Source organism: Brevibacterium sp. 91QC2O2 (assembly GCF_024580695.1).
Taxonomy (GTDB): domain Bacteria; phylum Actinomycetota; class Actinomycetes; order Actinomycetales; family Brevibacteriaceae; genus Brevibacterium; species Brevibacterium moorei.
In genome coordinates this window covers 1-25,809 of record NZ_JANIJY010000001.1, presented here as the reverse complement: position 1 = coordinate 25,809, position 25,809 = coordinate 1, and the positions used below count along the sequence as shown (strand labels likewise).

Sequence of the window (25,809 nt, the reverse complement as noted above, 5' to 3'; positions counted from 1 at the left end):
CTGCTCCGGAGCTATTCGGACAGGCGGGGGCGCAGCCGGTCCAGCGGGGTCACATGGCGGGGTTCGAGTTCTTCCAGGCAGGACACGCCCAGCAAGCGCATCACCCGTTCGATCTCCCCGGTGATGATGCTGAACATCCGGTTGACCCCCATTTCACCCCCGGCCATGAGCCCGTACATATAGGCCCGCCCCACCTGGGTGTAGCGGGCACCCTGGGCGATGGCCGCGACGACGTCGGCACCGGACATGATGCCGGTGTCGATGTGGATCTCCAGGTCCCGTCCGACCTCGCGCACCACCTCGGGCAGCAGGCGGAAGGGCACGGGCGCCCGGTCGAGCTGGCGACCGCCGTGGTTGGACAGCTGGATCCCGTCGACGCCGAAGTCCGCGATACGGCGGGCGTCGTCGACGTTCTGCACGCCCTTGATCATGATCTTGCCGTCCCACATGTCGCGGATTTCGGCGAGGTCATCGAAGCTCAGGGACGGGTCGAACATCGCGTCGACCAGTTCGCCGGGTGTGCCCTGCCAGTTCTTGATCGCGGCGAATTCCAGGGGTGCGGTGGTCAGCAGGTTGAACCACCATTCGATCCGCGGTGCGGCGTTGTACATGGTCTTGAGCGTCAGCTGGGGCGGGAAGGACATGCCGTTGCGCTTATCGCGATGCCGGGCGCCCGCCACGGGCGTGTCCACGGTCAGCAGTAAGGTGTCGAACCCCTGTTCCCTGGCACGGCGGACCAGTTCGAAGCTGCGCTCGCGTTCCTTCATGACGTAGAGCTGGAACCACAGGCGGCCGCCGGGTGCGGCGGCCCTGACGTCTTCGGGGCTGGTCGTGCCCATGGTGGACAGGGCGAAGGGCACCCCGTAGTTCTGTGCGGCCCTCGCCCCGGCGGACTCCCCGGCGGAGTGCATGAGGCGGGTGAAACCGGTGGGCGCGATGCCCACGGGATAGTCCACGTGGCGTCCCATGACGTCCCAGCCGGTGGAGACCTGCGAGACGTCGCGCAGGATGGTCGGGTGGAATTCGACGTCGCGGAAGGCGTCGTAGGCCCGCTGCAGGCCGACTTCGTTCTCGGCTGCCCCGAAGGTGTATTCGAAGGGGCCCTTCGGGGTGCGCCTGCGGGCGATGTCGCGTAAGTCCCAGACGGTCTGGGCCTTGGCCAGACGGGCCACGGCGGCGTTGCGCGCCGGATTCTTGAAGACGAGGATCTGCTTGAGGTAGTCCAGGTCGGGCAGTTGGTGTTTCATCGAGTGCCTTTCTTCGGTTGTCTTCTGTCGTGGTCTCTAGACGTGCGCGGATTCCACACCGTGGCCCGCCCGGGTCAGCCTTCGGGCGGCCGCGCGTCCGGCCAGTCTGCCGGCGCGGGTGGCTCCGATGGTCGAGGCCGCGGAACCGTAGCCGACCAGGTAGATCCGCGGGTCGGCGTCGACGGTGACCTCGTCGGCGATCGCGATGCCGCCGTTGGGCCCGCGCAGGTGCAGGGGTGCGAGGTGGTCCAGGGCGGGGCGGAAGCCCGTGTTCCAGAAGATCACGTCGACGTCCTCGGTGTGTCCGCCCGGGTAGGGCTGCCAGGATCGGGGCTGGACCAGGGCGGTTCGCCCGCCGGCCGGTCCCAGTCCGGCGGTGGCATTCGTCGTGGGGCCGGCGAAGACGACACCATGCGGGGTGATCCGGTTGAACATGCCGTGGCTGATCAGCGTGCCGTCGTGCACTCCCTCGACGTATTCGGGCCATAGGGGGATCCCGGTATGGCGCACCACGCTGGCCGCTGGCAGACCTGCCCTGATGCGTGTGGTGACGCCGGCTTCCACCGCTCTGCCCCATTCGGGGTCGTGTGCGCGTGCCAGGAAGTTCGGCGGTCGGCGGGTGGCCCACAGGGTCTTGGTGACCGGAGCCAGCTCGAGCAGGAACTGCACGGCCGATAGGCCCCCGCCGACGACGAGGGTGCGCAGGCCGCGGAAGTCCTCGGCCCTGGTGTAGTCGTGGGTGTGCAGTTGCCGGCCGGTGAAGGTCTCCCGTCCGGGGATGTAGGGAATGAATGGCCTGGTCCATGTGCCGGTCGCATTGAGGATCAGGTCGGCGGTGAGCGCCTGGTCCGCCCCAGCGGCCCCGGGCCGCGACTCGTCGCGGAGGGTGACGTGCAAGGGTCCTTCACGCCGGCCCTGTGGGGAGTCGACCCTGGTGACAGTGACGGGCCTGTGCACCCGCAGGTCGAAGGCGTCCTCGTAGCGGCCGTAGTAGTCGGCGACGATGCGCGCGGCGGGGACATCCGCCGGCGGATCGCCCAGTGGCAGGCCCGGCAGGTCGGCGATTCCGTGGGCCCGGCCCAGGGTCAGGGAATCCCATCTGTGCTGCCAGGCGCCCCCGGGACCGGTGTTCGCGTCGACGACGAGGAAGTCCTCTCCCGGTACCAGGCCGCGGTGCACCAGCTCGTGCGCGGCTGCCAGTCCCGCCTGTCCTGCGCCGATGATCAATGCGGCGAAGTGCCGGCAGGATGGTTGCGGTGGTGTAGCGCTCACGGGGCCAGCCTATGCCGCCCCGGTGCCGGCGGCCATCGCCGGAGTGGGAGCCGCCCCGGGATTCGGACATTCCCGGGGCGGGCCGACCTCAGGCCCGTTCGGCCTCGCGGGCGGCCTCCTGTGCCAGGCGGGGGCGCAGATTGTCCAGCAGGGTCACATGGCGGGGTTCGAGTTCTTCCAGGCAGGACACGCCCAGCAGGCGCATCACCCGTTCGATCTCCCCGGTGACGATTTCGAACATCCGGTGGACACCCGCCTGGCCGCCAGCCATCAGGCCATAGAGGTAGGCGCGCCCGGCCTGCGTGTAGCGGGCTCCATGGGCGATGGCCGCGACGACGTCGGCACCGGACATGATGCCCGTGTCCACATGGACCTCGAGGTCCTGTCCGACCTCGCGCACCACCTCGGGCAGCAGGCGGAAGGGCACGGGTGCGCGGTCGAGCTGGCGACCGCCGTGGTTGGACAGCTGGATCCCGTCGACTCCCAGATCGGCCAGGTGTTTGGCGTCGTCGACGTTCTGCACTCCCTTGACCAGGATCTTCCCGCCCCACACTTCGCGGACCTCTGCCAGGTCCGAGAAGCTAACGGTCGGGTCGAACATCGAGTCGAGGAGTTCTCCGACAGTGCCGTTCCAGTTGCGCACGGCCGCGAACTCCAAGGGTTCGGTCGTCAGGAAGTTGAACCACCATTCCGGACGGGGTGCCGCGTCGAGCACCGTTTTGAAGGTCAGCTGGGGCGGGAAGGACATGCCGTTGCGCTTATCACGGTGCCGGGCCCCGGCCACCGGGGTGTCCACGGTGAACAGGAGGGTGTCGAAGTTCTGCGCCTTGGCCCTCTCCACCAGCTCATAGGAGCGGTAGCGTTCCTTCATCATGTACAACTGGAACCACAGCCGCCCGGTGGGCGCGGCCTCGCGCACGGCCTCCGGTCCCGTCGTGCCCAGGGTCGACAGGGCGAACGGCACGCCGAATTCCTGGGCGGTCGCAGCCCCCGCGCGCTCCCCCGCTGCGTGCATCAGCCGGGTGAACCCCGTCGGGGCGATGCCGAAGGGATAGGCGACCGGCGCACCCATCACATCCCATGAGGTCGAGACCTTCGACACATCACGCAGGATGGTCGGATGGAATTCCACATCTCGGAATGCGTCATAGGCCCGCTGCAGGCCAACCTCACCCTCGGCCGCGCCCGCCGTGTAGTCGAAGGGGCCCTTGGGAGTGCGGCGTTTGGCGATGCGGCGCAGATCCCATACCGTCGGAGCCTTGGCAAGACGGACGGTCTTGGGGTTCTTCACCGGGTTCTTGAAGACCATGACGGATTTCAAGTAGTCGAGGTCGGGCAACTGATGCTTCACAGGATTCTCTCCTTCGTTCAGGTGAGCGTTCACACGGACGCGCAAACGTTCGTAGGCGCGCCTTACCTTATACGCTACACGACCGCAGACCCAGACGAAATCAAAGTAGAATCGTGGCGATGTCCACTCCCATGAATTCCCGCCTGGTCGAGGACTACACCTCGATCATCTGGAAGGCCCACGAACTGCCCGGCCAGGGCCCGTCGACCGGTGATCTGGCCGAACAGCTCGGCGTCACCGCGCCCACGGTCTCCGCCAACCTCAAGAAGCTCTCGCGCGACGGTTTCATCGACTATCGCCCCTACGGGGCCATCACCCTGACGCCGGCGGGCACTCAGATCGCCATCGGCGTCGTGCGCCGCCACCGGATCCTCGAAACCTACCTGGTCCGGGCCCTGGGCCTGACCTGGGACCAGGTCCATGAGGAGGCGCATCGGCTCGAACACGCCCTGTCGGATCTGGTGCTCGCGAAGATGGACGCCGCCCTGGGACATCCCAGCCACGATCCCCACGGAGATCCGATTCCGACAGCCGACGGCACCGTCGCCGTGGACTCCTCCATCCCCCTGCTCGATGTGGCCCAGGAGGTCACCGTCCGAGTCGCCAGGGTCTCCGACCGGTCCGATGAACTGCTGCGCTATCTGGCCGGCCACGGCCTGCAGGTAGGCACCGAGCTCACCCTGGTCTCGGCGAATCCGATCGCCGGAACGGTCTCGGTGCGCATCGACGACCGCTCAGTGGAACTGGGGCTCAGCGCCGCCGACGCAGTGCGCGTACTCCCGGTTCACCCACACCAGGGGGACGGGGCATGAGCGAGCCCGATGCAGAACAGCTCCGGCCCGACCACGCCGAGCCCTGGGCACTGCAGATGGTGATCTTCCGCGATCGGGCGAACCCTGCCGGCCATACCGAGGTGTTGCGCGCCGCCGGTGCCGCCGTGGCGGCCCTGCTCGACGATGAGCGGTCCCGCAGCGGCGTTTGGAGCTCGGCGGTGGAACACTGGCGGGCCGGCTGGGTGCGCAAGGTGGCCCGCCGCGCCGATGGAAAGCGCTGGCGTGACGCGATCGAATTGCCCGGGGTGACCCGGGCCTCGGGTACCGCGCGGGTCCGCGCCTATCCCCCGGCTCCCCTGCGGCCCCTGCCCAGGGAGCTGTCCAGACTGCAGGTCGGCGGCACCGAGTTCCCGCGCACGGACGAGTCGGGTGATACAACCGGATCCGCCGACAGCGCAGCGGATGCCATCGTCATCGTGGAGGTCGACCCCGGTCTTCAGATGAGCACGGGCAAGACCGCGGCCCAGGTGGGTCACGCCGTGCAGGCCGTCCTCGATGAGGCGCCGGACGATGTCCTCGCCGCCTGGCGGGCAGCCGATTACGCCATCGACGTGCGCGTCCCCACGCAAGCGCAATGGGCGGTGAACGAGCGTCCCGTGTCGATCGTGGACGCCGGTCTGACCGAACTCTCCGGCCCTACGGAGACGGTGCGCGCCTACTGGCGCGCAGCGGACAGTCGCAGGCCGCGATAGCGGCACAGCGCCGTGTGGATCTCCTGGATCCTGGGCCGCGTCAGATGGCCGGGATTGGCCCGGCCGACGGCCAGGGCGTCCAGGCCCTCGGCATCCAGCTCGGCTGCGAGCTCGGCGATTGCGGTGAGGGCGTCGACGCGGCCGTCGAACCGGCGGGACAACCGCTCGAGGGCAGCGGCCACACCGGCAGTCTGCGCGGCGTCGAGCAGCTGGCCCACCGCAGACATGTCGATCGACTCGCGGCCCAGCTGGATCTCCCCCAGGCCGCGGGCGCGCGCCGGTTTGCGCTTATCGGCGGGTTCCAGCGCGCCGGCGACCGGCACCCGTCGGCCCGAGGTGGCGAACAGCCCCGCGATCGTGGTCTCGTTTGCGGCGGCCTCCCCCGGCGCAGGCCGCTCGGCGTGGGCGGCTGCGATCTCCCTGGCGCGCGCAGTGACCTCGGCAGGGACATAGGCGTCCATCGCCACCACGGTGTCGGCCACTGCGAAGAAGGCCCCGGAGCCGCCGGCGACCAGCACTGTGGACACCCCCGCCTGTTCGTACAGGGGCCGGATCCGGTCGACGAAGGGGGTGATCGGCTCACGGTCGGCCGGGATGAGTTCGCGCATCCGCTCGTCGCGGATCATGAAGTTCGTCGCCGAGGTGTCCTCGTCGATCAGCAGCGCGCTCGTCCCGGCGGTGACGGCCTCGACCAGATTGGCCGCCTGCGAGGTCGACCCCGAGGCATTCGTGGTGGAGAAATCGCGGGTGTCGGCACCCGAGGGCAGACCGGAGATGAACGGGGAGATGTCCACACCGGTCACCGCCCGGCCGTCCTCGGCGCGAATGGCCGCGGCATCGTCGACCGTGAGGACCCATTCGCGGCCATCGCCTGCGATATGCGGGTAGACGCCGCGCTCCAGGGCGCGCAGCAGCGTCGATTTTCCGTGATAGCCACCGCCGACGATCACGGTGATGCCCACGGGCACTCCCATTCCGGTGACCGTGCGTCCGCTGGGCAGTTCGAAGGTGCAGCGCAGCGAATCGGGTGAGGTGAAGGGCACTGCACCGCGGGCCAGTGGCAGGTCGGAATCGCCGGAGCGCCGCGGCAGGATCGCCCCGTCACCGACGAAGGCCACCAGGCCGCGTTCGCGCAGGGCCCGGCGCAGTGCCTGTTGATCGCGGTACAGCGCGACGTGCGCGGCCAATGCCGCATGGTCCAGGTTCTCGTACAGCAGGCCGGCGCGAGCGGCCGCCGGCAGTTCGCGGGTCAGCAGGCGTTCGGCCTCGCGGCCCTTGATGCGCCGACCGGCGGCAGGCAGTTGGACCGATAGACGGGCCTCGACGAAGTCCGGGGCGATGAGCACATTGGTCCGCTCCAGCACCTCCTGACCCACCCGGCCCACGCCGATCGCCCGGTTGCCGATGGCCGCTTCGAAGGCGCGGGTGAGGAAGTCCGCGGTGGCGATGCGGCCCTCGCGGTCGTCGATGAGGTGGGAGGGAATGGCGGCGTCGCGGATGTCGAAGGCCGCGCGCATGAGCGAGGGTGGGGCGTAGGGGTCCGTCTGCACCTTGTCGATGGAGACGATCACATCGCCGAAGTCGAAGTCCCCGCGCAGTTCTTTATATCCCCCGTAGCTGCGCCCGTCCAGGCGACGCAGCAGTTCGGTCAGGTGGTGGTCGGATCGCATGCCTGCCTCCGTGGAGTATGAGTCTGGGGAAAACAAAAACCCCGGGTCCGAAGACCCAGGGTATCTGTCGGGATAGCGGGATTTGAACCCACGACCTCCTCGTCCCGAACGAGGCGCGCTACCAACCTGCGCCATATCCCGTATTCACTTCTCATTGCCGTGCTTGGCAACGAATAAAACAATATCCGGTCCCAGGGTGCCGCGCAAATCGAGACGGCCCGATTCGACCCAAAGTGAGCAAGCACACGTTTGTAGGGTGATTATCGGGGAGCCGCCGGCGGTGCCGATAGGATCGCCCTATGGCATTGACCCGCGCCCTCATCACCGACGCCGCCCTGGCGATCCTCACCGAGTTCGGCCTGGGCGATCTGTCCATGCGCAGACTGGCCCGCGACCTGGGCGTGCAACCCTCGGCACTGTACTGGCACGTGAAGAACAAACAGGACGTGTTCGTCCTGCTGGCCGAACGCATGTCCGCACAGGTCGATTCCCTGCAGGGTGGTTCGCGACAGGGCGGCCCGAACACCGAGACGCAGACCGGGATCGCCGAGGCGCTCGCGGCATTGCGCACGGTGTTGCTGCGCTACCGCGACGGTGCGGAGATCTTCACTGTCGCCTACGCTCAGGCCGGCACCGAGGTCCTGCCCGGCACACTGACCGCAGCGGCGGCAGCCGCGGACCGGACCGGCGAGGTCGACGCGTGGATCGGCTATGTGCTGGGGCTGACCGCGATCGAACAGAATCGGGACCTGCTGGCCCGGCTGGACACAGGGCCCGGTTCGGCTGCGCGCGCAGCGGCGAGGAACTCCTCGCCGCTCGGAATGCCCAGCGCCGAGGAGGTCTTCGCCGCCGGACTGCAGAGGCTGGTCGGCACCGCCTCCGAGGCCTGACTCCGCTTTTGGCGGTCCACCACACCTGTGGCATACTTGGTTTCCGTTGGGCCTATAGCTCAGTTGGCTAGAGCACCTCGTTTACACCGAGGGGGTCGGGGGTTCGAGTCCCTCTGGGCCCACCCACGTCCTGAGTCGCGAGATCGTTGACAGATGAGCCGCGACAGGGCTGACACGAAGGCCCCGGAGTTTTCCCTCCGGGGCCTTCGTGTTGTCCGGACTCGGATGGGGGTTCATCCGGTTTTGCGGATGGGTGACTGGTAGCTCTTGGCGGGGTCGGTCTAGTGTGCGGACCGAGTGCTGATCATGGCACCTCCTGAGACCAGAAGGAAGCCAACGCCGATGGCGGCGAAGGCGGCTCGGAACTCGCCTCCGACGACGTGTCCGATCCCGTCGGGCATCGCTCCTGCAACCTCGACGCCGGTACCGATCATCATGAGCCGCCTACTAAGAGTCGACCATGCGGACCGCCCGCGGAGCCAGCGCCCCGCCTGCCACGCCAGGCAGACGACGCCCACATTTGAAATGACGTGGTCCATGACAGAGGTGCCCGCCTCCGTCAACGATGGCAGGTTCCCATCGGACAGGTGGAAGGCGGCCTGCGCGGCTACTCCGACTATCTGGGCTCCCAGGCCGACGAGGATCAGGGGTGGAACCGGGCGGTCTCCGCGTGAGTCGTTGATTCGTGGTGTCATGTCAGTGTCCTTGATGGAGCGCGCGTTCGCGGCCGGCCCGAGGTAGAGGGCCGTGCAGGCAACCTCCCCGACCGTGGAGAGGAGCTCGCCGTCGTCTCGTTCGCAACCGTCGAGGAACTGTGTGCCTGGTTGGCGGCCCATCATGCCACGCACCCCGGCCCCGGTTCCCCGAGCTGCGTCATCGTGCCCACTACCGAGCTCATCGAGCATCTCGCTCACTCCTCACACCTAGGGCGCCGGCGGCCAGGGCGTGAATCGGAATGGCAGTTCTGTTCAATTAGTACGACGCCACCGCCATCGCGCACATCCGCTGTCACAATGGGCAGCATGATCGTTCACAGAGTAGTGCCGAACTTGACCGTCACGGACCTGTCCAAAGCAGTCGACGAACACCGGGCCGCTCTTGGGCTAGACGTGCTCATGGACCATGGCTGGATTGTCACGCTTGGCGACGATGAAGGACATCAGCTCAGTCTGATGACCGCCGACGCCTCCGCCCCGATGAACCCGGCGGTTTCGATCTTCGTAGACGACGTGGCCGAAGCGCTGAATCGAGTCCGCTCGGCCGGGCTGGAGATCGTGCATCCACTCACTGAAGAACCATGGGGAGTCACCCGGTTCTTCTACCGCGACAGCGGCGGAAAAGTCGTCAACGTCGGAATGCACAGTTCCTAGATCAGGTAACCGAAGACCAGGGTGACGACTGCACGGCCGAACATTCCCAGGCAGTTCAACCCAGCACGCGCGCCCCGGAAACCGCGCTCGCAGATGCGCTGCGATTGCACAGAGGAAGTACACGATGACCCCGGCATGCGCGGCCAGTCCGACGCCGGGCACCCACAGACCGGCGATCAAACCCACCACCGCACACGCCTTGACGACGACGAGCGCCCACCACCAATCACGCGGGAACCGCACACCTTCAAGGCAGTCGCTGATGAACCTCGGCGGCCGGAGCGAGACGATCACATCGAAGAGCAGCGCTGCGCCGAGGAGACAGGACAACCACCAGGGATCGGGGATCAGGCTCATTCCCCCTCCCCCGCGTGTTTGGTGAGTGCGGCGATCACGCTGCGCAGACTATCGCGCAGTGCGTGGACATCCGGGGCATCACCAGGCCAGGTGAAGAGCCGCCCGATGTATGCGAAGTAGATTCCCCCGGCGAGCGCAGCGGCCCGCTCGACGGGTACCCCTCCCTCGCGCAGGACCGCGGCTATTTCACCGGACAGCCGCGCGGCCAACTCCGTGAAGACCGACGACTCGTGTGCGCCCAGGACCAGGATGGAACCGTAGGTGCGCGCCAGAGCAAAGTCACTGGAGAACAGGAGGAGGAATGGCCCGAACAGTTCCATGATCTGCTCGGTGATGCCCGCCTGGACCCGACTATCGGCAGCACCGCCTCGTTGGACATGGACTTCGCGGATCCGCTGGTCGAAACACTCCAGGAGCAGCGCATTTTTATCACCGACGGACATGACCGTCCCGACACTCACCCCGCCGGCGGCTGCAATTTCTCGAATGGTCGTCTGGGCGAATCCTTGGGTGCGGAACAAGCGGTCCGCGCTTGCAAGCACTTTCGCGTTGGTCGCGCGGCGCTGAACGTCACGAGTCTTCATCGTCCCCACCCTTATGAACATGTTCACTGAACATGTTCATCCTATGCTATGACGAGCCCACCCGGCCAGGGTGAATCGAAACCGAACGTAACGAATCGCTTGACAGTAGGGGTCCAATGGGGATGATCGAACCATGGCCGCGTCGTACCCGGAACCCCTACCCTTCCCAGACATCCTGTCCCGCATCTGGGCGATCACCGGCACGTCCGACTCCACGGTGCCACAGGCCCTCGACGCGGTGACCTTCGCCGGCCCCCGGGAGGTGCTTCCCTCCGCCTTCGACGTGACGGGGCTGGCCACCGGGGCAATCGCGGCCACCACGCTGGCGCTGGCTCGGTTGCACGCCGCCCGATGGGCAAGGCCTGCCGCCCCTGTAACCGTCGACAGCGCCGAGGCCTGTGCCGCGTTCGCCGCCGAACGGCTGTTCACACCAGTCGGCTGGGAACTGCCCCGTTGTGGGATCCCCTGGCGGGCGACTATCGCACTGCGACCGACTGGATCCGGTTGCACACCAATTACAGTCACCACCGTGACGCAGTCGTCCATGTGCTGGGCGTTCACGACCGCGCCGGCGTGGAGGCAGCGGTGGCCACACTCCCGGCCGAGGAGATCGAGCGCGCCGTCGTCGCTGCGGGCGGCGCGGCAGCAACCCTGCACACCCGTGAGGCCTGGCTGGATTCCGCAGCGGGTCGCGCCGCCCGTGATGCTCCCCCGATCACAGTCCGGGAACACCCCGGCACCGCAAGGGTCGGCTGGGCGCAGACCACTGCGGATCTACCCCTGAGCGGAGTCCGCTTCCTCGACCTCACGCGCGTCATCGCAGGGCCGGTGTACACCAAGATCCTCGCCGGCTACGGTGCCGAAGTGCTGCGCATCGACCCGCCAGGTTTCACCGAGGTGGCCTCCCTGTTGTCTGAGACCACACTGGGCAAACGCGCGGCAGCGCTCGATCTGGCTAACCGTGCGGGGCGAAGCACGTTCGAGGAGCTGGTCAGAACGGCCGACGTCATTGTGATGGGCTACCGGGCCGATGCCCTGGAACGCATCGGCTATGACAGGGCCCGCTTGGCCGCCCTCAATCCGGGCCTCATCACCGCACAGCTCAACGCCTATGGATGGGCGGGGCCCTGGCGGAATCGGCGCGGGTTCGACAGCCTCGTGCAGTTCAGTTGTGGAATCGCCGCCACTGGAGCATCCGCCTACGCCCGTGAGGAGCCGGTCCCGCTGCCCGTCCAAGCCCTTGATCATGCGAGCGGGTGGCTCCTGGCCACGGCCATCACCCGAGCGCTGCACCGTCGGCTCTCATCGTCCACCGTCTCACACATCACCGGTTCGCTGATCGGCACGGCCAATCTGCCCTATGCCATGAGTCCACCGGATGGACCACCGGTGCCGGGGAATCAGGCCGAGCCCGGCTTGGAGGAGACCCAAACGGATTGGGGCCCCGCACTACGGGTGCCGTTGCCCGGCCATATAGCGGGTGTCCAGCCGGTTTGGGCATATCCTGCCGGACCACTGGCCCGGCACGGCGCACAGTGGACGGACCGGCCGTAGCACTGCCCGATGATGGGCGCTAGACTTGCGCCCATGCATTTGTATTTCCTGTGACGGCCGAGTAGGTCCACCGCACTCGTCGAAATTCCTCCGAGCCGCGGCGACCGCCTCTCCCGACCCCTGTGCGGGTCACCGTCATTTCGCGCACCCATTTTCCGGGCCTCCGAGCCAGTGGCTGCGCTTGTTCAAAGGATCTACTGTGCCAACCTCATCACTTCACGCCCATGCGCGCTCCAGCGCGCAACTCATTGCCACCGACGTCTCCGTCATACGCGGTGCAACGCCAATCCTCAACCATGTCGATCTGAACCTCTCGCCGACGTCGCGCGTGGCGATGGTCGGCGAGAACGGCAGGGGCAAGTCCACGCTGCTCCACGTGCTCGCCGGTGATCTCGCCCCCGATGCCGGCACGGTTGACCGGATCGGCACGATCGCCGTGGCCGAACAGGAGTTCGACGCCACGGATGGCCGCACTGTGGGCCAGGTAGTCGCGGAGGCGATCGCAGAATCCCTGGCGGCACTCGCCGAGCTCGACGCGGCAAGCGGCGCCCTGGCCGGCGGAGCCGAGACAGCAGTCCAGAGATACACCGCCGCTTTGGAGCGCGCCGAGGCGCTCGACGCCTGGGATGCCGAACGTCGCGTCCGGATCGCCCTCGATGCACTCCAGGCCGATTCCGATATGGCCAGGCCCCTGGCCGAACTGTCCGTCGGACAACGGTATCGTGTCCGGCTGGCCTGCCTGCTGGGCACCGAGACCGACTTCCTCCTGCTCGACGAACCGACGAACCACCTGGACCGCGGCGGTCTCGAATTCCTGACGGCCCAGCTGCGCTCCAGGTCCGGCGGCGTTGCCGTCGTCACCCACGACCGGGCGCTACTTGCCGACTTCGCCGAGACCGTCGTCGACCTCGATCCGACTCCGGACGGCCGTCCCGCGATCTACGGCAGTGGATATGAGGGCTACCGGACGGGGCGCATCGCCCTGCGGGAACGGTGGGAGCAGGAGTATGAGCGCCAACGAGCCGAACGAGGCCGCCTGCAGGACAGCCTCAGTTCCGCGCAAAATCGCCTGGTCTCCGGTTGGCGGCCGGACAAGGGCACGAACAAGCACGGCCGCGCCACACGGGCCGGCGGTCTGGTCCAGAGCGTCCACCGTCGCCAGGCAGCACTCGAGGCGCACGCCATTACGGTTCCGCAGCCGCCCCAGGTGTTCCACTTCCCCGAACTGCACGTACGCGCCGGAGCATCGCTCTTGACCGTCGACCAGGTCGGCGTCTCCGGCCGACTGGCCGGACCGGTGTCCTTCTCGCTCTCACAGCACGGCAGGCTCGCAGTGCTCGGCCCCAACGGTGCGGGCAAATCGACCCTGCTCCGAGTCTGTGCCGGTGACCTGGCCCCCGATACCGGTTCGGCCCGGTTATCCGGCGGCACACGGCTGGGCTTCCTGCACCAGGAATCGGCGCTGCCCGGCCAGCTGCGCGCAAGCGAGCTCTACGCCTCGCGCCTCGCTGCGCTCCTAGCGGATGGGGTTCTGCCGCAGGCCGAGGCGATCGGCCTGTCGCAGCTGGGCCTGTTGAAGCCCGGCGAGTCGGGCAAACGGGTGGCAGAGCTCTCGATGGGGCAGCAGCGGCGCCTCGAATTGGCCCTGGTGCTGGCGCGTCGGCCGCACGTGCTGTTGTTGGACGAGCCGAGCAACCATCTCTCCATCGCACTCGTCGATGAACTCACCGAGGCCCTGGGGGCGACTGGTGCCGCCGTGGTCATGTCGACCCATGACCGGCAGCTGCGCCGGGACATATCCGATTGGCCCAGCATCGAGGTGGCGACCCCTGCTGCTCTCAGATAGCCGGCACTCTCGATGAGCCCGAGGCCGGTCACCGGAACACCCGGCTGATCGCCGCCGCCAACTGGCTCAGCTGCAGCCAGATGGCGAAGTGATGCACCGGTCGCAGCACCCGGCCCGCTGCAGCCCGGAGGACGTTTCGCCGGCGACCCTTGTGCACCCACGCGGTGGTGATGTGCAGGTGACTGCCGCCGGCGGCCGGCTCCAATTCGATCCGGATCACGCGGGCGTTGGCCTTCGGGGCATCGGGCCAGGTGAAGCGCCATTCGCCCAGCAGCCCCTCCTGCCAGTCGGTTGTCTCCACTCGCGCGGATCGATGCTGCGCTTTCACCCGGGAGGGTCTGCCGTCGGGGTGTTCGGTCACGGCGTGTGCCGTCCACGTCGAACCGACACTCACCACGGCGGGCGGAGCCTCGATCCATCCGGTGCCTGGCTCCCATTCCGGCATTCGCGCAGGGTCGGCCAGCAGCTCCCATACCCGGTCGATGGGGGCTGGCACGAAGCACTCCCGTGTCCCCGACAGGCTATCCGCCTCGGTTCCACCCACAGCGTCGTGGGCATGGCGTTCGGCCTCGTCGAGTCGGGCGATCACGGTTGCGGGCGTCGTGCCCAGGCGCCCGAGCACGGCTTCGATCAATCCGCTGGGTTCGACGACCAGTTCACGCAGAATCGCTGCCGCATCGCCCCGCTTCCCATCCCGAGCCGAGTTCTTGATGATTTCCAAAGCCCGGGGGTGCCAATCCACTGCTCCGGTTTCATGGAAGGTGATCCTGCCGGGCTGTGGGGACTCGGTCCGGATCCCGAGTGAGTTCAGCTGTTCCTCGTGCTGCCGCTCTATGGCGTCGCGAGCGGTTTCCAGGGTGATGCCGAGGCTCCGTAGGAGTTGGCCGGCACGCTGTTCACTGAGGACGAGGGCGAGGAACAGGTCGTCGATCCCCGCAGTCCGCTCTTTGCGGCGGGACGCTTCCTCCATGGCCGTGATGGACAGAGTGTGACTGGTTGCGGTTTGGACGCTGAGCTTGTTCATCGGGTCCTCCTGGGGACGGGAATCGACGGGTCGATTCGCTTCGCATACTTCTTGTGCACCGCTTGGCGTGAGACTCCGAGCGCGCCGGCGATGTCCTGCCAACTCATCCCGGCCCACAGTCCTGCTTCAACCTGCGCCAGTTCCAGGCGCTCTGTGAGCGCACGCAGGGAGGAGATGGCTCTGAGCCCCGCTCGGGGATCCCGTGTGTCGGCAGCCGTTTCGGCTATCTGTGTTGACTCCATGCAGTCAACCTATGTTGCTACCGGTCAGTTGTCAACCATTGTTGCCAACGGAGATGATCAGCCCCTTCTCCCGCGTCCCGATGCAGCCCACCGTGCAGGCAGTCCCCGACCTCACCCGAACAGCTGGTCGCCGCTCTTGTACTCCAGCCCGGGGTGGTTCTCGAAGCGGACCACGCCGACGGCCACGGTATCCGGCACCGCGGCCTTGATCCGCGCGGTCCCCTCGATCCCGAAGCCCCCGCACAATTCGATCGCGCCGACCCCGGCGGCCGCCAGCTCCCGGGCCGCGGCCTCGGAATCGGCGTAGTCCGCAGCACCGACGACCGTCAGGTCGACCCCCGGTGTCTCGACGGTCTGCCTGTCGGTGTGCCAATCGGCACCCGGTGCCAGGAAGATGAATGCCGCTTTGAGTTTCATCACTACTCTCCTTCGATGTCGCCGACTTCGCTGTCGGTCGCTCCCGGTGGGCCCTCGAGGGGCCACCCACCGCCAGTGTGGCCCTTTTCCGCCTGCGATGACCACCGATCCCAGCCTGCGAGCGCCCGGCGATCATATTCGGACTCCGCACTATCTTCGGCGCCCGATCCGTGTTTAGGCTGAGACATGTCCGCAAGCGTATACATCGCATCAGCAGAAGGTCGCTCCGGGAAGTCCACGGTCGCACTCGGAGTACTCGACGTCATCGGCCGCACCAGTCCACGGGTCGGGGTGTTCCGGCCGGTCACCCGCACCCGGGATTCCCGGGACTACGTCCTCGACATGCTCCTGGAGCACACCACCGCCGGCCTGGACTACGAGACGTGCATCGGCACCACATATGAACAGCTGCACGCGGATCCCGACGCCGCCCTGGCGCTCATCGTCGAGCGCTTCAAGGCCGTCGAGGCCCAATGCGAATTCGTCGTCGTGCTCGGCAGCGACTACACCGATGTGTCCACCCCGGCCGAGCTGGCGGACAACGCGCGGATCGCTGCGAACCTGGGCGCCCCGGTCCTGCTGGTACTCGGCGGGCGCGCCCCACAGGGTGAGAACGTGCGTTTGGGCGGCAGCACCGCCCGCACCCCGGCCGAACTCGCGCAGGTGGCCACCGTGGCTTTCTCCGAACTCGGCCAGGAACGGGCTGAACTGTTCGCGATCGCCGTCAACCGGGCGGACCCGGACGCTTTGGAGGCTACCTCCGAAGCCGTGCGCGAGGCCGCGGCCCGCGCCGTTCCGCCGGTCGGCGGTACGGATGCCGCGCTGCCGGTGTGGGCCCTGCCCGAGGACCCGGTTCTGGTAGCGCCGTCGGTGGCCGATGTACGCGACTGCCTGGGCGCTGAGTTCGTCGGTGGGGATCCCGCCTTGCTCGAGCGCGAGGTGATGGGAGTCGTGATGGCGGGCATGTCGATGGACAATGTACTGCCCCGCCTGCACGACGGCTCCCTGGTGATCGTCGCCGCCGACCGCACCGAGGTGCTGCTCTCGTGTCTGTTGGCCCATGCATCGGCCACATTCCCATCCCTGGCCGGCATCGTACTCAACGGCCCCTTCGACCTGCCAGAGGCCGTCGACCGGCTCGTCGCGGGTCTGGGCTCGCCGCTGCCCGTCCTGACCACCCCCGGCGGCACCTTCGACACCGCGGCGCGCGTGATGCGCACGCAGAGCAGACAGGCTGCGGCTTCGCCGACACGCTACGATGCGGCATTGAATTTGTTCCGGCGCCACATCGACGCGGGGGTGCTGGCCAAGAGCCTGGGCCTGGCGCGCTCGCAGGTCGTCACCCCGCTGATGTTCGAGTACGGCCTGGCGCAGCGGGCGGGCAATGACCGCAAGCGGATCGTCCTGCCAGAGGGCGATGACGACCGAGTCCTGCGGGCGGCGGCGCGCGTGCTGGGTCGCGGCATCGCGGACCTGACGATCCTGGGCGACGAGGCGAAGGTGCGCGCCAGGGCAGCGGAGCTGGGCTGCGATTTGGACGCCGCCACGGTCATCAGTCCCTTCGATCCCGGATATGTCGACCGCTTCGCCCAGGTCTACACGAGGCTGCGGGCCCACAAGGGCATGACGTACGACCGGGCGGCAGATACCGTGACCGACGTGTCGTACTTCGGCACCCTGCTCGTCCACGAGGGTCTGGCCGATGGCATGGTCTCCGGAGCCGCGCACACCACGGCGCATACAATCAGGCCGGCGTTCGAGATCATCAAGACGCGCCCCGACGCACAGGTCGTGTCCTCGGTCTTCCTCATGGCACTGGCCGACCGGGTTTTGGTCTACGGCGACTGCGCGGTCATACCGGATCCCGATGCCGGGCAACTGGCCGATATCGCGATCTCCTCGGCCACCACAGCCGCTGGATTCGACATCGAGCCGCGGGTGGCGATGCTGTCGTACTCCACGGGCGATTCCGGATCCGGTGCGGATGTCGACAAGGTCCGCGAGGCGACCCGACTGGTCCACCAGCGTCGCCCGGATCTGGCAGTCGAGGGTCCGATCCAGTACGACGCCGCGACCGATGCTGCGGTCGCCGGCAAGAAGCTGCCGGGTTCGCAGGTGGCGGGCCGGGCGACGGTGTTCGTCTTCCCGGACCTCAACACCGGAAACAACACGTACAAGGCGGTCCAACGGTCCGCCGGCGCACTGGCGATCGGGCCGGTGCTCCAGGGCTTGAACAAGCCGATCAACGATCTGTCCCGTGGCGCGCTGGTCGACGATATCGTCAATACGATCGCGATCACCGCGATCCAGGCACAGGGTGGTAGGTCATGAGCGTCGTGCTCGTCATGAACAGCGGTTCCTCTTCGTTCAAGTACCGGCTGATGGCCGTCGAAGCGGAGATCCCGCTGGCCTCCGGGGTGGTCGAGCGGATCGGCGAGGACATGGGCCGGGCCAGGCACACCGTGCACCACTGGCCGCACGCAGAGGGCGGTGACAGCGTGTTCACCCAGGACCTGCCGATCCCGGACCATGCCGCCGGCTGCCGGGTGATGCTCGACGCCTTCGCCCAGTACGGGCCCTCCCTGTACGAGCACCCGCCGGTCGCCGTGGGTCACCGGGTGGTCCACGGCGGCGCCCGGTTCTTCGCGCCTACGGTCATCACCTCGCTGGTGGAGATCAACATCGACGAGCTCTCCCTGCTGGCCCCGCTGCACAATCCGGGTGCTGTGGCCGGCATCCACGCCGCCGAGGTCGCCTTCCCCCGGGTGCCGCATGTGGCGGTGTTCGACACGGCCTTCCATCAGACGATCGAGCCGGCGGCCTACACCTACGCGATCGATAAGAAGGTGGCCACGTCGAACCGTATCCGCAAGTACGGCTTCCACGGCACCAGTGTGAAGTTCGTCTCCGAACGCGCGGCCCAGTTCCTGGGCAGGCAGCCGGAGGAACTCAAACAGATCGTGTTCCACCTGGGCAATGGGGCGTCTGCCACTGCCGTGTCCGGTGGCAAATCCGTCGACACGTCCATGGGCTTCACCCCCTTGGAGGGCCTGGTGATGGGCACCCGGTCCGGCGATATCGATCCGGCCGCGCTGTTCCACCTGGCCCGGCGCGCCGATATGTCCACCGGTGACCTTGACACGCTGCTCAACAAGCGCTCGGGCCTCCTCGGCCTGACCGGGGCATCCGATATGCGCGACGTCCTCGAACGCAGGGAGGCAGGCGATCAGGATGCCGCACTGGCCTACGACGTCTACGTCCACCGGCTGCGCGCCTATGCGGGCTCGTATCTGGCACAGCTCGGCGGGGCCGACGTCATCGTGTTCACAGCCGGGGTCGGCGAACACTCCCCCGCGGTCCGGGCGGATGCCTTGTCAACGCTGGGCTTCGCCGGCATCCACATCGATCCCGTGCGCAATGCCCAAGCCGGCTCCGGCATCAGTGTGATATCCCCGGACGATTCGCCGGTCACGGTGTTGGTGGTGCCGACGAACGAGGAGTTGGAAATCGCCCGGCAGACCCTGGAGGCCGCGAACGCGTGAAACACATGTCTGAAGTGATTCTTGCACTCTGAGACGACGCGCGTCGGGGCGGGCGGCGGGCGGATAATATTCCGGTTAACTCCCCGGAATCGAAAGTGACCGTTCTCCTATGACCGCTCCAGCGGCGGCGTCCCCGGCGCCCGCCAATCAGACATCCCCCAAGGATATGCGCAAGATCTCCACCGCCAGCGCCTTCGGCACCGGCATCGAGCTCTACGACTTCCTGATCTTCGGCCTGGCCGCGGGCCTTATCTTCCCCAAGCTGTTCTTCCCCGGCTCCGATCCGCTGATGGGCACGCTGCAGTCCTTCATGGCCTTCGGCGCGGGCTTCCTGTCCCGGCCCCTGGGCGGAATCGTCTTCGGCCACTTCGGTGATCGGGTCTCGCGCAAGACCATGCTGGTCATATGCCTGGTCGCCACCGGCACCTGCACGGTCCTCATCGGGTGCCTGCCCACTTACGGCACGGTCGGTGCGCTGGCGCCCGTCCTGCTGGTGTCCCTGCGCATCCTCCAGGGCTTCTTCATGGGCGGCGAACAGTCCGGCGCCTTCATCATGGTCACCGAACACGCCCCGCGCGGCCGCAAGGCCTTCTTCGGCGCCTTCGTCACAGCCGGCTCCCCCATCGGCACCCTGCTGGGCATCGGCGTATTCCAGCTCACGGCCCTGTTCACCGGCGACGCCTTCGCCACCTGGGGCTGGCGCATCCCATTCATCGCCTCGGCCATCCTCATCATCATCGGCATCTACGTGCGCGTGGGCATCGACGAATCCCCGTCCTTCAAGAAGATCTCCAAGGCCGGTGCCGTCGCCAAACTGCCCCTGGCCGGCGTCATCGCACACGCCTGGCCGTTCCTCATCGCCGGCGTCCTGGTGAACCTGGGCTTCAACCAGTTCATGTTCATCATCAACTCCTTCACCACGTCGTACGCCGTCAAGCAGATCGGGTTCAGCCAGACCGACACGCTGATCTCCGGACTGGTCGGCGGCTTGGGGATGCTGATCGCGGTCTTCGTCGCCGGCTGGGCCGCCGACCGCTTCGGCCTGATCAAGGTCATGATGTGCGGGGCCCTGTTCCAGCTGGTGTGGGCCTACCCGTACTTCCTGCTGATCGACTCGGGTTCCGTGGTCGGCCTCTACCTCGCCGTGGTCGTCGGTTACATCGGACTGAGCTTCGTCTTCGGTCCCATGGCCGCGTTCTACGTCAGCCTGTTCGACCCGGCGCACCGGTATTCCGGGGTCGCAGTGTCCTACAACCTGGGAGCCGTACTCGGCGGGGGCCTCTCCCCCTCGATCGCCCAGGCGCTGCTGGCCTCCGGCGCCGGCTCGGCGGGCATCTCGGCCTATGTCGCACTGGGCGGGGTACTCTCGGCCATCGGCCTGTTCATCGGCATGAAGCAGGTCCAGCGGGCCAAAGCCGCCTGGTGATGCCCGCGGCGCCCCGGCTGCAGGCTCAGGCGAGTTGGCAGCCGGGGCACCAGTACAGTTTGCGCCCGGCCACGACTTCCAGGGCCACGGGGGTGTGGCACCTGTAGCACGGCTGCCCGGCCCGACCGTAGACCGCGTGTCGGCCCTCGACCGTTTCGAGGGCCAGTTGCTTCGCCGCACCGCGCAGTCGGGTACGGGTGACGATCACCCCGGTCTCCACGCCGATCGGCAACAGTCGGCACCAATCGTCCCACAGGGCCCGCAGCACCTCGACGGGCAGGGCATTCGCCGCCGTATGGGGGTTCACCCGGGCCCGGAACAGCAGCTCGGCCCGGTAGATATTGCCGATTCCCGCAACCACCGCCTGGTCCATCAGCACTGTGCCGATCGGCGTGCGCTTGCGCTGGGCCACGGAGATGAACCGGCGGCCCCCGGCGGCCCGGCCGTCGACCAGCGGATCGGGACCCAGTTTCCGCAAACGGGCCGTCAGTTCCCCTGGCTCCAAGACCTCGCAGGCGGTGGGCCCGCGCAGATCGGCGCAGGCGTCGGCTGTCAGCAGGCGGGCACGCACCGCGCCGACGGGTTCCGGGGGCCAGACGGGCCCGCCGACGGTTTCGGCCGCGGTTTCATCCGGGCGGGGCAACTCGTTCTCACCGGCCCGCAGCCGGGTCACCCGGCCAGCGCGCAATTTCCTGGGCGCGCCCATGCTGCGCTGGGCCAGCGAGTACTCGCCCGTCTGCCCCGCGCGCTCCCCCTGCCCGGTCAGCCGGGCGAAATCCCAGGCCCCGTAGAGCCCCAGGTGGACCCGCAGGCACAGCTCGCCGGAGAAGGACAGGAAGAGCTGCTTGCCCACCGCGTAGGACTCCTCTATCGTCCGGCCGTCGAGGAGCGCGGCGCCGGCTGCGAACCGGCCCTGGGGCGAGGACACCGCGACCCGCCTGCCGACCATCAGGTCGGCGAAGCGGGCCGCGATTCTGTGGACCGAATGTCCCTCGGGCATCAGGCCGTGGCGCCGGGGCCGGTCGCGGCCTGCTCGCCCAGCTGTGCGCGGATCTTGGCCGCCGCCGCCTCCAGGGTCTCCGGCGAGGCGACCGAGCCGCGCTCGAGCACATGGAAGTCCTTCAGCGAGTTCGTCGGCCACACATGGATGTGGACGTGGGGCACCTCGTAGCCCTGCACCATGACGCCCACCCGCTGGCAGCCGAAGGCGGCCTGCTGGGCCTGTCCGATCAGCTGCGCCACCGTAAACAGGTGTGCGTTGAGTTCGGTGGGCAGATCGAGCCAGTGGTCGATCTCCTGGCGCGGGACGACCATCGTGTGGCCGGCGGTCAGTGGCTGAATGTCCAGGAACGCGACGCACAGGTCGTCCTGGTAGACGAAAGTGCCGGGGATTTCACCGGAGATGATCTTGGAGAAGATGCTGGGCATGGTGTGGCCTCCTCAGTGCAACCATGAAGCGAGGTCGCGGACCCGGTCCACAGGGCCGGTCTCCGCGCGTTGGATGATTCCGTGGGTGTCGATGAGGAAAGTACCACGTCGGGCGGCACCACGCTGTTCGTCGAACACCCCATAGGTCTGTGCGGCCGCACCGTGCGGCCAGAAATCGCTGAGCAACTCGATGCCGATCCCTGCCTCCCGGCTCCAGGCCGCCAGGGTGTACTTCGAGTCGACGCTGATGCCCACTGCACGGATTCCGCCGCCTGGTTCCCCGGTCCGGGCCAGATCCGTCAGCAGTGACATCTCCCGGCCGCACACAGGAGAGAATGCGAACGGGTAGAACACCAAGAGGACTGCCGACTCCCGGCTGGCCTCGGAGAGCACGAAGGTCGAGCCGTACTGGTCCGGCAGAATCAGTTCCGGCGCCGGAACGCCGGGGACCGGAGCCGCGCCGTTCATCTCAGCCGTTGCTCTTCTTGGCGACCAAACGCACGCCCGACCAGTCCGGGCCGACGCTGACGGTGGTCGTCACGTGCATGCCGGCGGTGGGCGCCGCATCGTTGATCTCAACCGGGCTGATGTGTCCGGGTCGCCCGGCCTTGGGGGTGAGCAGATAGACCGTGCCGGTCTCGGAGAGCATGGTCTGAGCGTCGACCAAGCCGTCGACCAGATCTTCGTCGTCCGAACGCCACCACATCACCACGGCGTCGAAAACGTCCTCGACGTCGTCGGCGGCCATGTCCTCGCCCGTGATCTGTGCGATGGCATCGCGCAGCGCGAAGTCGACATCGTCGTCGTAGCCCAATTCCTGAATGTACTGTCCCGCGCTCAGCCCCAGTGGATTGTTCGCCCCCGGGTCGGTGGCTGCGGTTGGTGCGGAATCCTTATTGCTCGTCCTACTAGAGGAAGTCGTTGCCATACTCCTTAATTTTTCATGTGAAGCGGCATTCGGGCAAATGCCCGGCCAGAAACGTGCCCGTCCGTCCCACCATGGGAGACACCGACCAGCGCCGGTGATCGGTTCCACAACCCGATCAGGGCTCTGACAGGGCACAATGCGCCCGGCCACGACATATCGGGACCCTGACTGTCATAAACTAGTGACGGTAAAAGTCTAAACTCCATACCTTTCGAACGACCGTTCAACTGGCATGGGCAGACAACGTTTCCGACCAAATCCCAAGCGGAAGGAATGCGCCTTGGACAACAAGAGCAACGGTCCGATCCTCAACGGCCTACCGGCCCAGGTACCGGACATCGATCCGGAGGAGACGCGCGAGTGGCTCGACTCCCTCGATGGAGTCGTCAAGGACGCGGGCCCCGAGCGCGCCCGCTACATCATGCTCAGCCTCATCGAGCGGGCCCGCGAGAAGAACGTGGGCGTGCCGAACCTGGTCACCACCGACTACATCAACACGATCGCCCCGGAGAACGAACCGTGGTTCCCCGGTGATGAACAGGTCGAACGCCGCTACCGCAGCTGGAACCGCTGGAACGCCGCAATGCTCGTCCACCGTGCACAGCGTCCCGGCATCGAGGTCGGCGGTCACATCTCGACCTACGCCTCTGCCGCGACACTCTACGAGGTCGGCCTGAACCACTTCTTCCGCGGCAAGGACCACCCCGGCGGCGGCGATCACATCTTCTTCCAGGGCCACGCCTCCCCCGGGATGTACGCCCGGTCCCTCCTCGAGGGCCGGATGAGCGAAGACCAGCTCGACGGTTTCCGCCAGCAGGTCTCCCACCGCATCGACGGCAAGCCCTTCGGCATGCCCTCGTATCCGCACCCGCGCCAGCTGCCGAACTTCTGGGAGCACCCCACCGTGTCCATGGGCCTGGGGCCGATGAATGCGATCGCGCAGGCCCAGTTCGACCGCTACCTGATGGGCCGCGGCATCAAGGACACCTCGCAACAGCACACCTGGGCCTTCCTGGGCGATGGCGAAATGGACGAGCCCGAGAGCCGCGGCATGCTCCAGACCGCGGCATACGAGGGCCTGGACAACCTGACCTTCGTCATCAACTGCAATCTGCAGCGCCTGGACGGCCCGGTGCGCGGCAACGGCAAGATCATCCAGGAGCTGGAAGCACAGTTCCACGGTGCCGGTTGGAACGTCATCAAGGTGATCTGGGGCCGCGAATGGGATGACCTGCTGGCCCGCGACCGTGACGGCGCACTGGTCAACCTGATGAACCAGACCCCCGACGGCGATTACCAGACGTACAAGGGTGAGTCCGGTGGTTTCGTGCGCGATAACTTCTTCGGCCGCGATCCCCGGACCAAGGCCATGGTCGAGGAGTACACCGACGCCCAGATCTGGGGCCTCAAACGCGGTGGCCATGACTACCGCAAGGTCTACGCGGCCTACAAGGCGGCGATGGAGCACAAGGGACAGCCGACCGTCATCCTGGTCAAGACCGTCAAGGGTTACTCACTGGGACCGCACTTCGAGGCCCGCAACGCGACGCACCAGATGAAGAAGCTCACGATCGAGGATCTGAAGCTGGCCCGTGACCACTTCAACATCCCGATCAGCGACAAGCAGCTCGAGGAGAACCCGAAGAAGCCGCCGTACTACAACCCCGGCCCCGACGCCCCGGAGGTCCAGTACCTGCGCGAACGCCGCCGCGAGCTGGGCGGTTTCGTCCCCGAGCGCCGCTCGAAGTACACGCAGATCAAGCTGCCCGATGACAAGGACTTCAAGGTCGGCTACAAGGGCTCGGGCAAGCAGAAGATCGCCACGACCATGGGCTTTGTGCGCGTGCTCAAGGATCTGATGCGCGACAAGGAGTTCGGCAAGCGCATCGTCCCGATCATTCCCGACGAGGCCCGCACATTCGGCATGGACTCGTTCTTCCCGACGGCCAAGATCTACAACCCGCACGGACAGAACTACATCTCCGTCGACCGCGATCTGTTCCTGGCCTACAAGGAGGCCACGGACGGCCAGTTGCTGCACATGGGCATCAACGAATCCGGCTCCACCGCCGCATTCACGGCAGCCGGCACCAGCTATGCCACGCACGGCGAGCCGATGATCCCGTTCTACATCTTCTATTCGATGTTCGGGTTCCAGCGCTCCGGCGATGGATTCTGGGCCGCCGGCGACCAGATGGCGCGCGGTTTCATCCTGGGAGCCACCGCCGGCCGCACGACGTTGGTCGGCGAGGGCCTGCAGCACGGCGATGGTCACTCGCACATCCTGTCCTCGACCTTCCCGTCGATCGTGTCCTACGATCCGGCCTATGTCTACGAAATCGCCCACATCGTGCGCGACGGTCTGCACCGTATGTACGACCCGGCCGATTCCCGCGACCCGAACGTCAGCTACTACATCACGATGTACAACGAGCCGATGGTTCAGCCGCCCGAGCCGGAGGGCCTGGACGTCGACGGCCTGCTCAAGGGCCTGTACAAGCTCAAGGACGGACCTGCGATCTCCGGAGCGCCCAAGGCCCAGCTGATGGCCTCCGGCGTTGGTGTGCCGTGGATCCTGCAGGCCCAGCAGATGCTGGCAGAGGATTGGGGTGTCAGCGCCGACGTCTGGTCGGTCACCAGCTGGCAGGAACTGCGTCGTGACGGCCTGACCTGCGACGACGAGCGGCTGCTCCATCCGGAGGCCGAGCCGCGCGTGCCCTTCGTCGCCCAGCAGCTGGCCGGCGCCGACGGCCCCGTCATCGCCACAAGTGATTTCTCCCGTGGCGTGCCGGATATGATCCGGCAGTACGTGCCGAATCACTTCGTGTCGCTGGGCGCCGACGACTATGCGATCTCGGATACCCGTCCGGCCGCACGCCGTCACTACCTCATCGATGCCGCCTCTGTCGTCGTGCAGACGCTCATCAGCCTGGCCGATCTCGGACTGGTCGACTCGGCCCTGGCCGCCCAGGCGACCAAGAAGTACAAGCTCGACGATCCGACGGCCGGTGACTCGGGCTCGACCGAGGGTTCCGCGGCCTGACCGGGTCCCGCACCCCTCCCTGCCGCGCCCCGATTCGCGCGGCTTGACGACGGGGGCGGCGGTCCCGGCGGATCCACAGTGATCCGCCGGGAC

23 protein-coding genes, 2 tRNA genes and 1 pseudogene are annotated in these 25,809 nt (G+C 67.1%); 11 read left to right on the top strand and 15 right to left on the bottom strand.

Features of this window, described 5'->3' with window-relative positions; all coding sequences use genetic code 11:
* Positions 1-11: 11 nt before the first annotated feature.
* The 3 genes from NQ036_RS00130 to NQ036_RS00120 all read right to left on the bottom strand — a co-directional run bounded on the left by NQ036_RS00130 (position 12) and on the right by NQ036_RS00120 (position 3,828).
* Positions 12-1,247 carry an alpha-hydroxy acid oxidase gene (locus NQ036_RS00130; RefSeq protein WP_257056803.1) on the bottom strand — a complete coding sequence of 412 codons (1,236 nt, stop codon included), beginning with the start codon at positions 1,245-1,247 and terminating at the stop codon, positions 12-14.
* Between the two features lie 36 nt (positions 1,248-1,283).
* The gene (locus NQ036_RS00125; RefSeq protein ID WP_257056802.1) at positions 1,284-2,519 is read right to left on the bottom strand and encodes an NAD(P)/FAD-dependent oxidoreductase; all 1,236 of its coding nucleotides are present in this window, start codon (positions 2,517-2,519) and stop codon (positions 1,284-1,286) included.
* An 88-nt stretch (positions 2,520-2,607) separates the two neighbouring features.
* The gene (locus NQ036_RS00120; RefSeq protein ID WP_257056905.1) at positions 2,608-3,828 is read right to left on the bottom strand and encodes an alpha-hydroxy acid oxidase; all 1,221 of its coding nucleotides are present in this window, start codon (positions 3,826-3,828) and stop codon (positions 2,608-2,610) included.
* A 161-nt stretch (positions 3,829-3,989) separates the two neighbouring features.
* Between NQ036_RS00120 and NQ036_RS00115 the strand changes: the two genes are divergently transcribed.
* Together NQ036_RS00115 and NQ036_RS00110 are read left to right on the top strand one after the other, a co-directional pair.
* Complete coding sequence (locus NQ036_RS00115) at positions 3,990-4,682, top strand: metal-dependent transcriptional regulator (RefSeq protein WP_257046779.1); 693 nt, start codon at positions 3,990-3,992, stop codon at positions 4,680-4,682.
* Positions 4,679-5,395: a peptidyl-tRNA hydrolase gene (locus NQ036_RS00110; RefSeq protein ID WP_257046780.1), complete on the top strand. Its 717-nt coding sequence runs from the start codon at positions 4,679-4,681 to the stop codon at positions 5,393-5,395. Before NQ036_RS00115 ends, NQ036_RS00110 begins: the two co-directional genes overlap by 4 nt.
* Here the strand turns inward: NQ036_RS00110 and NQ036_RS00105 are convergent.
* Both NQ036_RS00105 and NQ036_RS00100 read right to left on the bottom strand, forming a co-directional pair.
* On the bottom strand, positions 5,359-7,065 hold the full coding sequence (locus NQ036_RS00105; RefSeq protein ID WP_257046781.1) for an ABC-ATPase domain-containing protein: 1,707 nt from the start codon (positions 7,063-7,065) through the stop codon (positions 5,359-5,361). The two genes, NQ036_RS00110 and NQ036_RS00105, sit on opposite strands and share 37 nt — an antisense overlap.
* A gap of 67 nt (positions 7,066-7,132) precedes the next feature.
* Positions 7,133-7,206 (bottom strand) — tRNA-Pro (locus tag NQ036_RS00100).
* Between the two features lie 158 nt (positions 7,207-7,364).
* Here NQ036_RS00100 and NQ036_RS00095 point away from each other — a divergent pair.
* Positions 7,365-7,955 carry a TetR family transcriptional regulator gene (locus NQ036_RS00095; protein ID WP_257056801.1) on the top strand — a complete coding sequence of 197 codons (591 nt, stop codon included), beginning with the start codon at positions 7,365-7,367 and terminating at the stop codon, positions 7,953-7,955.
* 48 nt (positions 7,956-8,003) lie between these two features.
* Positions 8,004-8,077: transfer RNA gene (locus NQ036_RS00090), tRNA-Val, on the top strand.
* A 159-nt stretch (positions 8,078-8,236) separates the two neighbouring features.
* Here NQ036_RS00090 and NQ036_RS00085 read toward each other — a convergent pair.
* Positions 8,237-8,860, bottom strand: coding sequence for a hypothetical protein (locus NQ036_RS00085; protein WP_257046904.1), 624 nt, complete (start codon positions 8,858-8,860; stop codon positions 8,237-8,239).
* Between the two features lie 108 nt (positions 8,861-8,968).
* Between NQ036_RS00085 and NQ036_RS00080 the strand changes: the two genes are divergently transcribed.
* Positions 8,969-9,325 (top strand): VOC family protein, encoded by a 357-nt coding sequence (locus NQ036_RS00080; RefSeq protein ID WP_257046905.1) that lies wholly within the window; start codon positions 8,969-8,971, stop codon positions 9,323-9,325.
* 135 nt (positions 9,326-9,460) lie between these two features.
* Here the strand turns inward: NQ036_RS00080 and NQ036_RS00075 are convergent.
* Positions 9,461-9,682: pseudogene (locus NQ036_RS00075) on the bottom strand (DoxX family protein); the annotation flags it as partial.
* Complete coding sequence (locus tag NQ036_RS00070) at positions 9,679-10,266, bottom strand: TetR/AcrR family transcriptional regulator (RefSeq protein ID WP_257046906.1); 588 nt, start codon at positions 10,264-10,266, stop codon at positions 9,679-9,681. The gene NQ036_RS00070 and the pseudogene NQ036_RS00075, both read right to left, overlap by 4 nt.
* Positions 10,267-10,719: 453 nt before the next feature.
* Here NQ036_RS00070 and NQ036_RS00065 point away from each other — a divergent pair, with 453 nt between their 5' ends.
* Both NQ036_RS00065 and NQ036_RS00060 read left to right on the top strand, forming a co-directional pair.
* Positions 10,720-11,820, top strand: a complete 1,101-nt coding sequence (locus NQ036_RS00065) for a CoA transferase (RefSeq protein WP_257046907.1) — start codon at positions 10,720-10,722, stop codon at positions 11,818-11,820.
* Between the two features lie 199 nt (positions 11,821-12,019).
* On the top strand, positions 12,020-13,666 hold the full coding sequence (locus NQ036_RS00060) for an ABC-F family ATP-binding cassette domain-containing protein (protein WP_257046908.1): 1,647 nt from the start codon (positions 12,020-12,022) through the stop codon (positions 13,664-13,666).
* Positions 13,667-13,694: 28 nt separating this feature from the next.
* On the opposite strand, the gene NQ036_RS00055 is transcribed toward NQ036_RS00060, so the two are convergent.
* The 3 genes from NQ036_RS00055 to NQ036_RS00045 all read right to left on the bottom strand — a co-directional run bounded on the left by NQ036_RS00055 (position 13,695) and on the right by NQ036_RS00045 (position 15,349).
* Entirely contained in the window at positions 13,695-14,690 is a 996-nt protein-coding gene (locus tag NQ036_RS00055) for an SRPBCC domain-containing protein (RefSeq protein ID WP_257046909.1), read from the bottom strand.
* A complete protein-coding gene (locus NQ036_RS00050) occupies positions 14,687-14,932 on the bottom strand; it encodes a hypothetical protein (RefSeq protein ID WP_257046910.1) in 246 nt (81 codons plus the stop codon). Before NQ036_RS00050 ends, NQ036_RS00055 begins: the two co-directional genes overlap by 4 nt.
* Positions 14,933-15,043: 111 nt before the next feature.
* Positions 15,044-15,349, bottom strand: coding sequence for a DUF6506 family protein (locus NQ036_RS00045; RefSeq protein WP_257046911.1), 306 nt, complete (start codon positions 15,347-15,349; stop codon positions 15,044-15,046).
* A gap of 186 nt (positions 15,350-15,535) precedes the next feature.
* Between NQ036_RS00045 and pta the strand changes: the two genes are divergently transcribed.
* The 3 genes from pta (at position 15,536) to NQ036_RS00030 (ending at position 20,317) form a co-directional block, all read left to right on the top strand.
* Positions 15,536-17,680: a phosphate acetyltransferase gene (gene pta / locus NQ036_RS00040; RefSeq protein WP_257056800.1), complete on the top strand. Its 2,145-nt coding sequence runs from the start codon at positions 15,536-15,538 to the stop codon at positions 17,678-17,680.
* A complete protein-coding gene (locus NQ036_RS00035; RefSeq protein WP_257046913.1) occupies positions 17,677-18,891 on the top strand; it encodes an acetate/propionate family kinase in 1,215 nt (404 codons plus the stop codon). The genes pta and NQ036_RS00035 overlap by 4 nt, the downstream gene beginning before the upstream one ends.
* A 109-nt stretch (positions 18,892-19,000) precedes the next feature.
* Positions 19,001-20,317: an MFS transporter gene (locus tag NQ036_RS00030; RefSeq protein ID WP_257046914.1), complete on the top strand. Its 1,317-nt coding sequence runs from the start codon at positions 19,001-19,003 to the stop codon at positions 20,315-20,317.
* A gap of 25 nt (positions 20,318-20,342) precedes the next feature.
* Here NQ036_RS00030 and NQ036_RS00025 read toward each other — a convergent pair whose 3' ends face one another.
* Genes NQ036_RS00025 through NQ036_RS00010 form a run of 4 tightly spaced genes read right to left on the bottom strand, consistent with a single transcriptional unit; the run spans position 20,343 to position 22,673 of the window.
* Positions 20,343-21,317 carry an Fpg/Nei family DNA glycosylase gene (locus tag NQ036_RS00025; protein WP_257046915.1) on the bottom strand — a complete coding sequence of 325 codons (975 nt, stop codon included), beginning with the start codon at positions 21,315-21,317 and terminating at the stop codon, positions 20,343-20,345.
* Positions 21,317-21,745: an HIT family protein gene (locus NQ036_RS00020; protein WP_257046916.1), complete on the bottom strand. Its 429-nt coding sequence runs from the start codon at positions 21,743-21,745 to the stop codon at positions 21,317-21,319. The genes NQ036_RS00025 and NQ036_RS00020 overlap by 1 nt, the downstream gene beginning before the upstream one ends.
* 12 nt (positions 21,746-21,757) lie before the next feature.
* Entirely contained in the window at positions 21,758-22,213 is a 456-nt protein-coding gene (locus NQ036_RS00015; RefSeq protein WP_257046917.1) for a redoxin domain-containing protein, read from the bottom strand.
* 1 nt (position 22,214) lies between these two features.
* Positions 22,215-22,673, bottom strand: coding sequence for a DUF3052 domain-containing protein (locus NQ036_RS00010; protein WP_257046918.1), 459 nt, complete (start codon positions 22,671-22,673; stop codon positions 22,215-22,217).
* A gap of 280 nt (positions 22,674-22,953) precedes the next feature.
* Here NQ036_RS00010 and aceE point away from each other — a divergent pair, with 280 nt between their 5' ends.
* Positions 22,954-25,716, top strand: a complete 2,763-nt coding sequence (aceE, locus tag NQ036_RS00005) for a pyruvate dehydrogenase (acetyl-transferring), homodimeric type (protein ID WP_257046919.1) — start codon at positions 22,954-22,956, stop codon at positions 25,714-25,716.
* Positions 25,717-25,809 lie beyond the last annotated feature (93 nt).

What these genes read in the sequence shown, in the direction of transcription:
- pta (WP_257056800.1), top strand. Translation starts at nt 15,536, where the DNA reads ATGTCCGCAAGCGTATACATCGCATCAGCAGAAGGTCGCTCCGGGAAG.
- NQ036_RS00055 (WP_257046909.1), bottom strand. Translation starts at nt 14,690, where the DNA reads ATGAACAAGCTCAGCGTCCAAACCGCAACCAGTCACACTCTGTCCATC.
- NQ036_RS00110 (WP_257046780.1), top strand. Translation starts at nt 4,679, where the DNA reads ATGAGCGAGCCCGATGCAGAACAGCTCCGGCCCGACCACGCCGAGCCC.
- NQ036_RS00020 (WP_257046916.1), bottom strand. Translation starts at nt 21,745, where the DNA reads ATGCCCAGCATCTTCTCCAAGATCATCTCCGGTGAAATCCCCGGCACT.
- NQ036_RS00080 (WP_257046905.1), top strand. Translation starts at nt 8,969, where the DNA reads ATGGGCAGCATGATCGTTCACAGAGTAGTGCCGAACTTGACCGTCACG.
- NQ036_RS00045 (WP_257046911.1), bottom strand. Translation starts at nt 15,349, where the DNA reads ATGAAACTCAAAGCGGCATTCATCTTCCTGGCACCGGGTGCCGATTGG.
- NQ036_RS00070 (WP_257046906.1), bottom strand. Translation starts at nt 10,266, where the DNA reads ATGAAGACTCGTGACGTTCAGCGCCGCGCGACCAACGCGAAAGTGCTT.
- NQ036_RS00010 (WP_257046918.1), bottom strand. Translation starts at nt 22,673, where the DNA reads ATGGCAACGACTTCCTCTAGTAGGACGAGCAATAAGGATTCCGCACCA.
- NQ036_RS00030 (WP_257046914.1), top strand. Translation starts at nt 19,001, where the DNA reads ATGACCGCTCCAGCGGCGGCGTCCCCGGCGCCCGCCAATCAGACATCC.
- NQ036_RS00130 (WP_257056803.1), bottom strand. Translation starts at nt 1,247, where the DNA reads ATGAAACACCAACTGCCCGACCTGGACTACCTCAAGCAGATCCTCGTC.
- NQ036_RS00025 (WP_257046915.1), bottom strand. Translation starts at nt 21,317, where the DNA reads ATGCCCGAGGGACATTCGGTCCACAGAATCGCGGCCCGCTTCGCCGAC.
- NQ036_RS00095 (WP_257056801.1), top strand. Translation starts at nt 7,365, where the DNA reads ATGGCATTGACCCGCGCCCTCATCACCGACGCCGCCCTGGCGATCCTC.
- NQ036_RS00105 (WP_257046781.1), bottom strand. Translation starts at nt 7,065, where the DNA reads ATGCGATCCGACCACCACCTGACCGAACTGCTGCGTCGCCTGGACGGG.
- NQ036_RS00115 (WP_257046779.1), top strand. Translation starts at nt 3,990, where the DNA reads ATGTCCACTCCCATGAATTCCCGCCTGGTCGAGGACTACACCTCGATC.
- NQ036_RS00120 (WP_257056905.1), bottom strand. Translation starts at nt 3,828, where the DNA reads ATGGTCTTCAAGAACCCGGTGAAGAACCCCAAGACCGTCCGTCTTGCC.
- NQ036_RS00015 (WP_257046917.1), bottom strand. Translation starts at nt 22,213, where the DNA reads ATGAACGGCGCGGCTCCGGTCCCCGGCGTTCCGGCGCCGGAACTGATT.
- NQ036_RS00050 (WP_257046910.1), bottom strand. Translation starts at nt 14,932, where the DNA reads ATGGAGTCAACACAGATAGCCGAAACGGCTGCCGACACACGGGATCCC.
- NQ036_RS00035 (WP_257046913.1), top strand. Translation starts at nt 17,677, where the DNA reads ATGAGCGTCGTGCTCGTCATGAACAGCGGTTCCTCTTCGTTCAAGTAC.
- NQ036_RS00085 (WP_257046904.1), bottom strand. Translation starts at nt 8,860, where the DNA reads ATGCTCGATGAGCTCGGTAGTGGGCACGATGACGCAGCTCGGGGAACC.